Genomic DNA, 12,456 nt, shown 5'->3' on the forward strand with positions numbered 1-12,456 from the left:
ATGCTTCCCCCTGGGCCCCGTCGAGATCCCGTGTCAGGGTCGCATCATGCTTCAGCGACTGACTTCCCGACTGTCCGACGGTGTCGACGCGGTCCTGCACGAGGACTCGCCGTCGCTGCTCACCCGCGGCTACGACTTCGGCGAGCACATCTGGCGTCGAGCCCGCCCCGGCGCCCGGTCGGCCCCGATGCGCCTCCTCGGGCACCCGGCGGCCTTCGTCCGCGGTGCCGAGGGGGTGGAGCTGTTCTACGACGAGAGCCGCATCGCCCGCGCCGGCGCCATGCCGGGGATCGTCCGCGAGCCCCTGTTCGGGCACGGGTCCGTGCACGCGCTCGACGGCACCGCCCACCGCCACCGCAAGGCCACCTTCGTCGAAGCCGCGTACGAGGATACGCAGGTCGAACGGCTCACACCGTTCCTCGAACGGGAATGGGCGGCCGAGCGTGAGGACTGGCGCGCCGGCGGCACCCGCAGCGCTTACGACGCGGCCGTCGGCGCCTTCGGGCGCGCCATGATGCGCTGGGCCGGACTGCCGGGGACGGCGGCGGCGCAGACCCGCTGGGCCGCGCGCCTCGCGCAGATCGTGGACGGGTTCGGCGCCCCCTACTCCCCCGCCTACGTCGAGGCCTTCGCGAACCGGATCTTCTCGGACCGGCACGCGCGTCGCCTCATCGAAGCCGTCCGCGCCGGCGATCTGGCAGCGCCGGAAGGCACCGCGCTCGCCCTGTGGGCCTCGCATCGCGACGAGAACGGCGAGCTGCTGCCCGCCCAGGTGGCCGGCGTCGAGCTGCAGAACAGCATCCGCCCGATGATCGCCGCCGCGCGGTTCGTGGCCTTCGCCGCGAAGCAGCTGCACGACCACCCCGAGTGGCGTACCCGGATCGCAGCGGAGACGACGGAGCGCGGCGCCCTGGTCGGGGGCACGCTGGCCGTCCTGGTCGCGCAGGAGGTGCGGCGGACCGGACTGTTCGTGCCGATGCTGCCTGGTCGCACCATCGCCGAGGTCGAGATCGACGGCGTCACGGTCCCGGAGGGCGGCCGGGTCGTCCTCGACATCCTCGGCACGAACACCGACGAGCGGTCGTGGTCCCACCCGGAGCGCTTCGCCCCCGAGCGGTTCACCGACGTGGACGACTACGAGGAGATCACGACCTTCGTCCCCCAAGGCGGGGGCGACGTCGCCACCGGTCACCGCTGCCCCGGCGAGAAGCTCGTCATCGCCGGGCTCTCCGCCGCCGTCGCCGTCCTGAGCGACCCGGAGCTGACGGTGCTCGACGAGGGGCTCGACGTGAATCGCCGCCGCCTGCCCACCAAGCCCACGTCCGGAGCGCGGGTGCGCGCCGCCGCTTCCGGGCGCGGCTGCCCGTTCCACTGAGTCCCGGGGTCGCACGTCGTCCAGGGCCTGTCAACCGGGTGGCCATGCTGCGGCGCGCCCGAGAGCGTGGAGGGACGACGGACATCGAGACGTGGAGGACATGATGAAGGCACTCACCTGGCAGGGCAAGCGGAACGTGACGGTGGAGGAGGTCGCCGACCCGGTGATCCAGCAGCCGGCGGACGCCATCATCCGGATCACCTCGTCGGCCATCTGCGGCTCCGATCTGCACCTCTACGAGCTCCTGGGGCCGTTCCTCGACCGTGGAGACATCCTCGGACACGAGCCGATGGGCGTCGTGGTGGAGGTCGGTGCGAACGTCACGAAGCTGAAGCCGGGCGATCGCGTGGTGATCCCCTTCACCATCGCCTGCGGCGTGTGCTTCTTCTGCCTCCGCGGGCTGCAATCGCAGTGCGAGACGACCCAGGTGCGCAAGTACGGCAGCGGCGCGGCGCTCTTCGGCTACACCAAGCTCTACGGCCAGGTCCCCGGCGGGCAGGCGGAGTACCTCCGCGTGCCGCTGGCGGACTACAACCACATCCCGGTGGCGCCGGACCTGCCCGATGAGCGCTACCTCTTCCTCAGCGACATCCTGCCGACGGCGTGGCAGGGCGTGGAGTACGCGCAGCTCCCCGAAGGCGGCACCCTCGCGGTGATGGGCCTCGGACCCGTCGGACAGTTCGTCAGCCGGATCGCCCGCCACCGCGGCCACCGCGTCATCGCGGTCGAACCGGTGGCGGAGCGGCGCGCGATGGCCGAGCGGCACGGCATCGAGACGCTCGACCTCACCGACACGACCGTCGAGGAGATCCGCGATGCCACGGAAGGCCGTGGCGCCGACGCCGTGGTGGATGCGGTGGGGCTGGAAGCGCACGGCAACAGCGGAGTGGAGTTCCTGCAGAAAGCGGTGGGCCTGTTGCCCGATCCCGCAGCGCGGCAGATGCTCGACAAGGCCGGTGTCGACCGGCTCGCGGCGGTGTACGCCTCGATCGACGCCGTCCGCCGAGGCGGCACGGTCTCGCTGAGCGGTGTGTATGCGGGCGACGCCGACATCCTGCCGATGAAGACCCTGTTCGACAAGCAGATCAGCCTGCGGATGGGGCAGTGCAACGTGAAGAACTGGATCGACGACCTCCTCCCCCTCGTCGAGGACCCATCCGACCCGCTCGGCGTGATGGATCTGACGACGCATCACGCGGCGCTGGAGGACGCCCCGGAGCTGTACCGGACGTTCCAGGAGAAGAAGGACGGCTGCATCAAGGTCGTGCTGCACCCCTCCAGCGCCTGACGGGCACGTCGAGGGGCCCTGGAGCAACCCGGGTTGACAGAGCCTCGGCAAGCAACGTAGGTTGACAGCATGGAGTCCCTCGACATCGCCCGCACCGCGGCGGACACGACCGATCCGCGTGCCGGGCTGCGCGCCGTGGCTTCGCTGCGGACCCTCGCCGACGCGCTCGAGCTGCGTCAGGTGGAGGCCGCGCTCCGCGCCGGAATGAGCTGGCAGACCATCGCGGATGCCCTCGGCGTCACGCGGCAGGCCGTGCACAAGAAGCACAGCCGCCGCATCGATCCGACCATCCCGGTGCCGCGGAGGAACGCATGAGCCGGTTCACGCAGGCGGCTGCCACCATGCACACGCTGTCGCTCGCGGCGATGGAGGAGGCGTCGCGCCTCGGCGTGCATGACGCGGACATCGATCATCTGCTGCTCGCTCTCACGCTCGATGCGGACACCGGCGGGCAGGTGCTCCGGAGGGCCGGGATCCGCCTCGATTCCGCCCGGGCCGCCGTCGAGGCGCAGCACGCGGGGCAGCTCCTCGCCATGGGGATCGATGCCCCGGCGGTGGGTCCGGGTCGGATCGTCTTCCACGAGACCGACGGCTACGACTGGACCGAGCGTGCCCTCGCGGTCCTCCGAGCCGCATCCCAAGGAGGTCGCCGCGGGGACTCCGCCGCCGTGCTTCGCGCCCTGCTCGCGGAACCCAGCGGCCTGATCGCCGCCATCCTCGGCCGGCTGGCCGTGACGGAAGACGACCTCACGGCCCAGCTCGACGAGGTCGAAGGCACCGCGCGCTCCCCTCAGCCGGGCCGAAAGCCGGTCGCCGGGGGGATCACCGGGTCCCGCTCGATGTTCGTGCCGGCCGCCGACGCCGAGGTCCGGGCGGTGCTCGCCGATCCTGAACGGCTCCCGGAGTGGGAGCAGAGCGTCGCCGGCGTCCTCCCCGCCGGGAGTGACGGCCCCTGGGAGGCGTTCGCCCCGACCACATCGCCGGACGGACGACCCCTGCGCCGCAAGCCCGAATTCCATCGCCTCTGCGTGATCCGGGACGAAAATGACGGGGCGCTCACCTGGCGCTTCGAGTACCCCGACGCGCCCCATGCGAATCCGCGCACCCTCACGATGGCACTCGAACCGGCCGCGGGAGGGACGCAGCTCCGCGCGACGATCACGTGGGAGACCGGGCCCCGCGGTCCGGTGCGACGGGCACTGCGGGCACCGCTGCGTCCGCTCTGGCGCGGCCTCGTCTTCATCCAGCTCGCGCAGGTGGAGAGCGGGATCACCCGCCTCTTCCGCTGAGCGTCGGATCAGTCGCCCTCGTGCCGCGGACCGACACCCGGCTCCTTGCTGTGGGTCGACTCGTAGGCGGGCTCCGGCGGGTTCTTCGACGACGGGTCGACGCGGGCCGCGTTTCCGGCACCGGCGTCCGCACCGGCGCCACCGGCGGGCACGTCCTGCAGGGCGTCGGGGTCGTCGCCGCCCCGTTCGGCGAGATGCGCCGCGACGCCCTCGCGGGACGGTTCCTCCTCGGCCTCGGCGGCGGCGTCCTCCTCCGCGAGCCGCAGAGCCTCCTCCGACAGCAACGGCTCGTCCGGGTACATGAAGGCTTCCGGATTCGACATGACGCGCTCCTCTCGTAGCGGGGACTCCAGAGTGCGTCGGATCCGCGCTGAGGACAAGGCCCGTTGACAGGTCGCCGTCGCCCCGGTAGCCCCGGTGGGCGCGGCGGAGCACCGCCACCCCCACCGGGCCGGAGTCCTCAGCTCTTCGCGCCCTTGCGAGGCTTGAGGAACTCGTTCGGGGCGTTCTTCGCGCGCTTCGCCGCCCGCTTCTCCTTGAGCGAGAGCTGCGGCGCCTTCTTCCCTGCGCGACCCGGTGTGGACTTTCCTGACATGGCGCTTCCCCTTTGTGACTGGCTGGCGTAACCCCCGACCATACCCGGAAGCACAGGGAAGTCAAATTTCCCGCTGAACGGGAGAAAAACGCACGCGGCAATCGCTCAGGACCCCACCCGGCGTGCAGACGATTCGCCACTTCTTTTGAATGACTCAAAATAACGTGGTACCGTCGAAGGACAGCAACCAGCCAGGCCGACCGCTCCGCACGCCCCTCACCGGGCCGCCGGCGGAGCGCGCGCCACCCCATCACGCGCACCAACCCCGGGGAGACCACCCCGCCGTCCGACGTGCGCCTCGCGAGGGACCCAAGTCCCTCGGCGCGAGCCTGCCCATCCGCCCCGAGAGAGGAACACGCATGCCAGAGACACGACCCACTGATCAGCGCAGGACGGGGTTCACCTCGATGCCGCACGCCCTCGGCCGCGGCGGCCGCGAGGACATCGTCTGGGAGGCGCTCGAGCGGGTGGACGGCAAGCCGGCGCCCGCGATCGGCGTCATGCAGGCGGCGATGGGCACGGAGGCGCAGATCCGCCTGACCGCGGACGTGATCCGCGCCTACCTCGATGCGCACGGCCTTCGGGACACCCGGGAGTGGGCGGCACGCCAGGGCGGTGCCGCATGAGGCGCCGGCTCCGCACGGAGACCCAGGAACACGCCGACACCGTCCTCCGCCTGCAGCCGGCCGAGCTCCATGACACGGCGCCGTTCACCCCCGGGGACGACCGCTTCGTCGCCGAGCTCGCCTCCCCCGGCCTCGGGGCGTGCTCGTTCGTCCTCGGCCCGCAGGGCACGCCTGCGCCCGCGTGGATCGTGCTCGACTACGGCGACGGGCAGCAGCGCCGGTGGCGGCGCGCGCGGCGCGCGGGCGGTCGACACTTCTTCGCGCTCGTGGAGGACACGGCGAGCGCGGGGTACATCACAACTGTTGCCTGAGGCAACTTTGAGGCGTACCCTGGACACATGACCACCGGCGAAGACGTCGCCGGCATCCACCTGGCCCTCGTCCGGGTGGTGTCGGAATGGAGTGAGAGCGACCTGCAACGTCAGGTCGCCGAAGCCGTCGACGTCGCCCTCGATCCGTCCGCCATCCGCGCGCTCTACCTGCTCGGGATGAACGGCGGTGCGATGGGCTTCGGCGACCTGGCCGCGCACGCGACACTGTCGCGGCCGACCACGTCGAAGCTCGTCGCCCGCATGGCGACGCAGGGCGTCGTCGACCCCGTGCGCTCGGGACGCACGGTCGAGGTGCGCCTGACGGACGCGGGCCGGACGGCCTATGCGCGCCTGGTCGAGGCCGGCCATCGGATGGTCGACGATGCGCTCGCAGGCTGGTCACCGGACGAGATCGACGGATTCCGCCGCCAGCTCGGCCGCTTCGTCACCGCACTGTCCGGCACGCCGCCGGTCGTGTCCATCAAGGAGGAAACCTCATGACCCGCACCTATGTCGTCACCGGATCCGCATCCGGCATCGGCGCCGCCACCACCGAGCTGCTCCGCGCCCAAGGCCACACCGTGATCGGCGTCGACCTCGCCGGCGCCGAGGTCGACGGGGATCTGTCCACCCACGAGGGCCGGCTGGCCGCGGCGAGCGCCGTGGTGGAGGCGGCCGACGACGGGATCGACGCCGTCATCGCCTGCGCCGGCATCTCGGCTCCGATCTCGAAGACGGTGTCCATCAACTTCTTCGGCGTGACGGAGTTCCTGACCGCGCTGCAGCCCACGCTGAGCCTGGCCGATGCGCCGCGCGCCGCCGTGGTGTCGTCGATGGCCTCGCTGCAGCCGGTGTCGCCCGAGCTCGTCGACGCCGCACTCGCCGGCGACGAGGCGCGCGCGATCGAGATCGGCGACCGTCTGGCGGCGACCCCCGAGGCCGGGTTCCTCAACTACTCGTCCAGCAAGCGCGCCCTGTCGCGCTGGGTCCGTCGCGAGAGCGTCACCCCGGCGTGGGCGGGAGCGGGCATCCCGCTGAACGCGGTCGCCCCCGGCACCGTCACCACGGCGATGACGGCCGGCCTGCTCGACTCGCCCGAGGGCCTGGCCATGGTGGACGCCGCCGTGCCGATGCCGCTGAACTACCACCAGCCGGCGTCCTCCATCGCCGAGCTGCTCGTCTGGCTGACCAGCCCGGCCAACACCCACATGGCGGGACAGACGATCTACTGCGACGGCGGGGCCGACGCGGTGCTGCGCGGCGACGACATCTGGTCCTGGAACGACGCCCCGCAGGGCTGAGTCCCGCGCTGCTCAGCCGCTGTTCCGGGAGCACGGGTATCCTGAGGGTGTCTCCGGCACCCGGAGCAGCGGACGAGGGAGCAGTACCCGCACACGACGACTGACTCATGAAGGAGTCCGTCATGATCCGGTCGTTCATCACCCCTACCGATGTGCTGCGCGTGGCGCTGGGGTGGGGGGCGTTCGCCGCCCTGTTCGCCCTGCACCCGCTGCTCGCGCCGCCCGTGCCCGGACCGCTCCTGGTGGTGGCCCTCCTCGCGATCGTCGCCGTCATCCTCGTGTGCGCCTTCGGGGTCGTGAAGCAGGCCGAGGCCCTCGCCCACCGACTGGGCGACCCCTACGGCTCTCTGGTGCTGACGCTGTCGATCGTGCTCATCGAGGTGATCCTCATCTCGGCGGTCATGCTCGGACCGGGCGAGCACGCCACGATCGCGCGCGACTCGGTCATGGCCGTGTCGATGATCATCCTCAACCTCGTGATCGGTCTGGCCCTCCTCCTCGGCGGCCTCCGCCATCGGGGGATGGCGCACAACCGCACCGGCACGTCCGCGTACCTGTCGATGCTCGTGGTCCTCGTCGCCCTGGCGTTCGGGCTCCCCGGCCTCATCGGCGACAACGGTGCGTACACGATCGGCCAGGAGATCCCGATCATCGTGCTCACCCTCGCCCTCTACGCGTTCTTCCTGTTCCGGCAGATGGGTGCGCAGGCCGATGACTTCACCGAGGTGGACGAGCGGCTGCGACCGGCCGTCCACGCGGCGGGGAGGGAAGCACCCCGGACGCCCATCCGGGAGGTGCTCGCGGCCCACCGCGTCGAGGTGCTGGCCCGCCTCGTGCTCCTCGTCGTCACGGTCGTCCCGATCGTGCTGCTCTCGCACGACATGGCGGCCCTGCTCGACGACGGTCTCGGCCGGCTCGGCGCTCCGGTCGCCCTGGCGGGACTGCTGATCGCGGGCATCGTGTTCCTCCCCGAGTCGATCACCTCGATCCGCGCCGCCCTGAACGGCGAGGCGCAGCGGGTGAACAACCTCTGCCACGGCGCGCTCGTCTCGACGGTCGGCCTGACCATCCCGGCGGTCCTCCTGATCGGCATGTTCACCGGCCAGGAGGTGGTGCTCGCCGAGTCGCCGGCGAACCTCCTCATGCTCGCCGTGACGCTGCTGCTCTCGGCGACGACGTTCGCAGCGAAGCGGGTCACCGCGATGCACGGTGCGGCGCACCTGGCGACCTTCGCCGTCTACGTCCTCATCCTCTTCAGCTGAGCCGCCTCAGCGGGTCAGCTCGGCATGGACGGGCTTCGGGATGAAGAGGGAGAACGTCAACGCGCCGGCGAGCACGACGGCACCGGTGAGGAGCGCGGCGACGTAGCCACCCGCCGCGTCCCCGCTGCCGCCGAACGACGTCTGGGCCGCGTAGATCACGACGAAGCTCAGCCCGGCCCCGAGGTTGATCGCACCGGTGTTCAGCCCGGGGAGGGAGCCCGGCTTCTCCGTGGGCGACAGCACGACCCCCAGGCCGTTCAACATGATGTTGCCGATGCCGGCGTAGGTGATGCCGGCGGCGACTGAGAGGAGCAGCAGGGTGATCCGCGACGAGGTCCCGACGTTCGCGACCATCAGCAGGAGCACCACGATCGTGCCGACCAGCCCGATCCGCAACATCGCCCGGTAGCCCACCGTCGCGGCGAGCCGTCCGGTGAGGGGTCCCATCAGCAGGCCCGCCAGCGCGTACGGCATCAGGATCCAGAACGACACCTCCTCCGCGCTCATCGCGAGTCCCATCGCGGTGTCCTGCGCCAGTGCAGGGACCACGCCGTTCATCACCGCGAAGATCCCGGAGAGGGTCAGCAACGATGTCGCGGAGAGCGCCCAGGTGGCACGCTGCTTCAACTGGGCGGGCGAGACGAGCGGGTCCCGCAGCGCACCCTCGAGCTTCCAGAACGCGAGGAAGGACACCACGGAGACGACGGCCAGCACGACCACCAGGAGCACGTCCGCCTCGGCGAGCTTCCCGAGCTCGTTCAGGGCGATGAGCATCGAACCGACGGAGACGACCAGGAGCAACGACCCCCACCAGTCCATGCGCGGGCGGTCCTCCGCCATCGTCTCCGGGGCGAGAAGGCGCACGACGAGTGCCGCGACCACGGCGACGCCGGCCATGGTCCAGAAGATCGAGGCGAAACCGTGGTTCGTGGCGAGGTAGCCGCCGAGCAGCGCGTCGCCGCCGGCGATCCCGCCGTTGACGGCTGTCACGACGCCGAGCAGGGTGCCGTACATCTTCGGGTCGCTGACGGCCGCGCGCAGCATGATCAGACACAGCGGGACGACGGGACCGGAGACACCCTGGATGAGGCGGCCGACGAAGAGCATCGGGACGTTGGTCGCGAGCGCCGCGACCACGCAGCCGACCGCCATCACCACGAGCATGCCGACGAGCACCCGGCGCCGTCCGATGAGGTCGCCCAGCCGCGGGAGGAAGAGCGTGAACAGGGCGGCGGCGGTGAAGAACACCGTCTGGGTGGCGGCGATCTCGGAGGCCGTCGCGTCGAGCTCGCGCTCCATCGTGACCAGCGCCGGGCTGAGCATGCTCGCGTTGAGCTGGAACGCGAGGCAGGCCGCGAGGAGGGCGACCATCAGGGGCGCGACGGCCGTTCGGGGCCGGAGGGCGGTGGTGTGCATGTCGTACTCACTTCTTCGTGTCGGTGCGGGGGCGCCGGAATGCGTAATCCTTTACGCGCGGCTTATCTTGGGAGTCGAGGCGCCGATGTCGGTGCCCGTCGGGAGTCGAGGTGCGGATGAGGAAGCCGTCGGTGACGCTGCACGATGTGGCAGCCGCGGCCGGGGTGTCGATCGCCACGGTGTCCCGCGCGCTGAACGGCAAGGAGCGCGTGTCCGGAGCCACCGCGGAGCATGTGGCGCGGGTGGCCGAGCAGCTCGGCTACCGGGTCAACCTCATCGGCCGCGGTCTGCGCGAGGGCACGGTCGCGACCATCGGCGTCGTCGTCCCGGTGATCAGCAACCCGTTCTACGGCGAACTCGTCCATCGGCTCGAGGACCACCTGCAGCGTCGCGGGTTCGATCTCGTCATCGCGGACTCGCACGGCGATGTCGACCGCGAGCGCGCCCGCCTGCGCATGCTCGTCGAGCGCCGTGTCGAGGGGGTCTTCGTCGTTCCGTCCGACGCGGAGCTGTCCTTCGACGCCGTCGCCGACACCGCCCAGCGGCTCCCGCTGGTCCAGGTCGACCGGCGGGTGCTGGACCTCGATGCCGACTTCGTCGGGGTGGACAACGATCATGGCATCGGGCTCGCCGTCGACCATCTGGCCTCCCGCGGCGCCTCTCGCATCGTCCTTGTGTCGGGCAACGACGTGACGTCGGTCGGCCGCGAGCGCCGCGCCGCGTTCGAGTCGATCGTCCGCGCGCGGTCGCTGCCGGTGGAGGAGAACGTGTTCGGTGAGTACCTTCTCTCCTTCGGAGAGTCCGCCGTCGCGCGGCTGCGGGCCCGCGGTCCGCTTCCCGATGCGATCGTCGCGGGGGACGACCTGGTCGCCGCGGGCGCGATCGCCGCGTTGAAGCGCGCAGGCCTGCGCGTCCCGGGCGACATCCTCATCACAGGGTTCGACGGCACCATGCTGGCGGACGTGTGCGAGCCGCGGCTCACGACCGTGGTCCAGCCGTTCGACGAGCTCGCCGCGGAAGCGGTGGAAGCGCTCGTGCGGCGGATGGACGATCCGGAGACGCCATACGCCCTGCGGCGCGTGACGCCGACTCTGCGCGTGGCGGAGTCGACGTCTCCCCCGCCGGGCGCGTGATCGTCAGGCCAGCGCTGCGACGGCATCCGTCACCAGATTCCAGAAGGCCGGCACGTCCAGGGTCAGCGCGATGTCGGCGTTGGGCTCCTTGCCCAGCATGTCGTGGAGGTCGACGCAGGTCGCACCGGCCGTGAACTCGCCCGCCGTCTCGATGTCGACGTGGCAGCGCTGCACGGTGGCGACGGCGCGATCGATCGCGATGGCGACGGTGATCGGATCGTGCAGCGGCCCCTCCGGCATCCCCTCGGCCCGGTCGTACGACGCGGAGAAGAAGCGCAGCAGCTCGACACCGAACGCGGCCGTGCGGTTGCCGACCGCCGCGATCCGCTGCACGACCTCCTCGGTGATGAGGGCCTGATGGGAGATGTTGAGTCCGACCATGGTGAGCGGCAGACCGGACGCGAACACGACCGCGGCCGCCTCGGGGTCGGCCCAGGCGTTGAACTCGGGGTAGGCGCCGACGTTGCCTCGCCCGGTCGATCCGCCCATCCAGATGATCTCCTTGATCTTGCGGGCGGCCTCCGGGTGCTGCTGGAGGAGCAGGGCGATGTTCGTCAGGGGGCCCGTGGGGATCACCGTGATCGGCTCCGGGGACGCGTTCAGGGTCTCCGCGAGGAAGTCGACGGCGTGCCGCGGGTCGAGCGGGACCGTGGGCTCAGGGAGGACGGGTCCGCCGAGGGCGTTGTCGCCGTGGATCCAGGCCCCCGGCGTGAGCTCACGGCGGAGCGGCTTGTCGGCTCCCGCCGCGACCGGCACGCCGGTCACGCCCGCGACCGTCAGGGCGATCTGCGCATTCCGGGTGGTGTGCTCCAGGTAGCCGTTGCCGCCGACGGTGGTGACGCCGCGGAGGTCGATCTGCTCGTTCCCGGCCGCCAGCCAGATGGCGAAGACGTCGTCGTGGCCGGGGTCGCAGTCGAGGAGGACGGGGACGGGCATGGGGTGCTCCTTTGCAATCGGGTGTGCGTAAACGTTTACACTCTTTCTCATGAACGTCAAGCCGGACGCCGTCCTCGCCCCCGCCCTCGTCGTCGTCGGAAGCGCGAACGTCGACCTCACCGCCTTCGTCGACCGGCTCCCGACCGCCGGGGAGACGGTCGCCGGGGGCCGACTCTCCCGCGACCTCGGCGGCAAGGGCGCCAACCAGGCCGTCGCCGCCGCGAAGCTGGGAGGGCGGGTCCGCATGGTGGGCGCGGTGGGGGCGGACGCCGACGGCGCCTGGATGCGCGAGGAGCTCGCGAGGGCCGGCGTCGACACCACCGATCTCCGCCAGGTCGCCGCACCCACCGGGACCGCGCTGATCGTCGTGGACGCCGAGGCCGAGAACCAGATCGCGGTGTGTCCCGGCGCGAACGAGCTCGTCTCCCCCGAGGGCGTCGCCTTCGCGCCGGACGAGGCCGTTCTGCTGCAGCTGGAGATCGCGCTGTCCGTCGTCGAGAACGTGGTCGCCCGCGCCGAAGGGTTCGTCGCGGTCAACGCCGCCCCCGCACGGCCCCTCCCTGACGCGCTGCTCGAGCGGGTGGATCTGTTCATCGTGAACGAGACCGAGCGCGAGCTGATGCCCGAGCTGGCGGATGCCGCACTCGTCGCCGTGACCTACGGCGCCGCGGGCGCGGCCCTGTTCCGCGGCGGCGAGGAGATCGCCCGGGCGGACGGCGTGCCCACCCGCGCCGTCAACACCGTGGGCGCGGGGGACGCCTTCTGCGCCGCGCTCGTGCTTGCCCTGCAGAGCGGACTCTCCCCGCGAGCGGCCCTGCAGACGGCCTGCGCTGTCGGCGCGGCCGCTGTCGCGGACCTCTCCTCGCAGCCGCCCTTCGAGCCGATCGCGCGCTACGTGCCCGTGTCGTAGCGCCCCCGCGACCG

Annotated in this window: 15 protein-coding genes; 11 read left to right on the top strand and 4 right to left on the bottom strand. The window is 71.4% G+C overall.

Annotation, left to right across the window (positions count from 1 at the left end; translation table 11 throughout):
* Window positions 1-46 precede the first annotated feature (46 nt).
* The 4 genes from BV453_RS08890 to BV453_RS08905 all read left to right on the top strand — a co-directional run bounded on the left by BV453_RS08890 (window position 47) and on the right by BV453_RS08905 (window position 3,952).
* A complete protein-coding gene (locus BV453_RS08890; RefSeq protein ID WP_249521400.1) occupies window positions 47-1,375 on the top strand; it encodes a cytochrome P450 in 1,329 nt (442 codons plus the stop codon).
* Window positions 1,376-1,478: 103 nt separating this feature from the next.
* The gene (locus BV453_RS08895) at window positions 1,479-2,663 is read left to right on the top strand and encodes a zinc-dependent alcohol dehydrogenase (RefSeq protein WP_249521455.1); all 1,185 of its coding nucleotides are present in this window, start codon (window positions 1,479-1,481) and stop codon (window positions 2,661-2,663) included.
* 69 nt (window positions 2,664-2,732) lie between these two features.
* Entirely contained in the window at window positions 2,733-2,978 is a 246-nt protein-coding gene (locus BV453_RS08900; protein ID WP_062637658.1) for a hypothetical protein, read from the top strand.
* Window positions 2,975-3,952 carry an SRPBCC family protein gene (locus BV453_RS08905; RefSeq protein WP_249521401.1) on the top strand — a complete coding sequence of 326 codons (978 nt, stop codon included), beginning with the start codon at window positions 2,975-2,977 and terminating at the stop codon, window positions 3,950-3,952. The genes BV453_RS08900 and BV453_RS08905 overlap by 4 nt, the downstream gene beginning before the upstream one ends.
* An 8-nt stretch (window positions 3,953-3,960) precedes the next feature.
* On the opposite strand, the gene BV453_RS08910 is transcribed toward BV453_RS08905, so the two are convergent.
* Both BV453_RS08910 and BV453_RS16615 read right to left on the bottom strand, forming a co-directional pair.
* Window positions 3,961-4,275, bottom strand: coding sequence for a hypothetical protein (locus tag BV453_RS08910; RefSeq protein WP_126893805.1), 315 nt, complete (start codon window positions 4,273-4,275; stop codon window positions 3,961-3,963).
* Between the two features lie 137 nt (window positions 4,276-4,412).
* Window positions 4,413-4,547: a hypothetical protein gene (locus BV453_RS16615; protein ID WP_283398921.1), complete on the bottom strand. Its 135-nt coding sequence runs from the start codon at window positions 4,545-4,547 to the stop codon at window positions 4,413-4,415.
* A gap of 359 nt (window positions 4,548-4,906) precedes the next feature.
* Between BV453_RS16615 and BV453_RS08915 the strand changes: the two genes are divergently transcribed.
* The 5 genes from BV453_RS08915 (at window position 4,907) to BV453_RS08935 (ending at window position 8,047) form a co-directional block, all read left to right on the top strand.
* A complete protein-coding gene (locus tag BV453_RS08915; protein ID WP_071328022.1) occupies window positions 4,907-5,173 on the top strand; it encodes a hypothetical protein in 267 nt (88 codons plus the stop codon).
* Entirely contained in the window at window positions 5,170-5,484 is a 315-nt protein-coding gene (locus BV453_RS08920) for a hypothetical protein (protein ID WP_025105174.1), read from the top strand. The genes BV453_RS08915 and BV453_RS08920 overlap by 4 nt, the downstream gene beginning before the upstream one ends.
* A gap of 27 nt (window positions 5,485-5,511) precedes the next feature.
* Complete coding sequence (locus BV453_RS08925) at window positions 5,512-5,985, top strand: MarR family winged helix-turn-helix transcriptional regulator (protein ID WP_062637668.1); 474 nt, start codon at window positions 5,512-5,514, stop codon at window positions 5,983-5,985.
* The gene (locus BV453_RS08930) at window positions 5,982-6,785 is read left to right on the top strand and encodes an SDR family oxidoreductase (protein ID WP_126893803.1); all 804 of its coding nucleotides are present in this window, start codon (window positions 5,982-5,984) and stop codon (window positions 6,783-6,785) included. The genes BV453_RS08925 and BV453_RS08930 overlap by 4 nt, the downstream gene beginning before the upstream one ends.
* Window positions 6,786-6,907: 122 nt before the next feature.
* Window positions 6,908-8,047, top strand: a complete 1,140-nt coding sequence (locus tag BV453_RS08935; RefSeq protein ID WP_249521402.1) for a calcium:proton antiporter — start codon at window positions 6,908-6,910, stop codon at window positions 8,045-8,047.
* A 6-nt stretch (window positions 8,048-8,053) separates the two neighbouring features.
* Here BV453_RS08935 and BV453_RS08940 read toward each other — a convergent pair whose 3' ends face one another.
* Window positions 8,054-9,463, bottom strand: coding sequence for an MFS transporter (locus BV453_RS08940; RefSeq protein ID WP_249521403.1), 1,410 nt, complete (start codon window positions 9,461-9,463; stop codon window positions 8,054-8,056).
* Between the two features lie 131 nt (window positions 9,464-9,594).
* Between BV453_RS08940 and BV453_RS08945 the strand changes: the two genes are divergently transcribed.
* Complete coding sequence (locus BV453_RS08945) at window positions 9,595-10,596, top strand: LacI family DNA-binding transcriptional regulator (RefSeq protein ID WP_249521404.1); 1,002 nt, start codon at window positions 9,595-9,597, stop codon at window positions 10,594-10,596.
* A gap of 3 nt (window positions 10,597-10,599) precedes the next feature.
* Here the strand turns inward: BV453_RS08945 and BV453_RS08950 are convergent, their stop codons facing one another.
* Entirely contained in the window at window positions 10,600-11,532 is a 933-nt protein-coding gene (locus BV453_RS08950) for a nucleoside hydrolase (protein ID WP_249521405.1), read from the bottom strand.
* 49 nt (window positions 11,533-11,581) lie between these two features.
* Here BV453_RS08950 and BV453_RS08955 point away from each other — a divergent pair, with 49 nt between their 5' ends.
* Entirely contained in the window at window positions 11,582-12,442 is an 861-nt protein-coding gene (locus BV453_RS08955) for a ribokinase (RefSeq protein WP_249521406.1), read from the top strand.
* Window positions 12,443-12,456: the final 14 nt, after the last annotated feature.

It is taken from the genome of Microbacterium sp. ER1, assembly GCF_023383675.1.
In the GTDB taxonomy this organism is placed as follows: Bacteria; Actinomycetota; Actinomycetes; order Actinomycetales; family Microbacteriaceae; genus Microbacterium.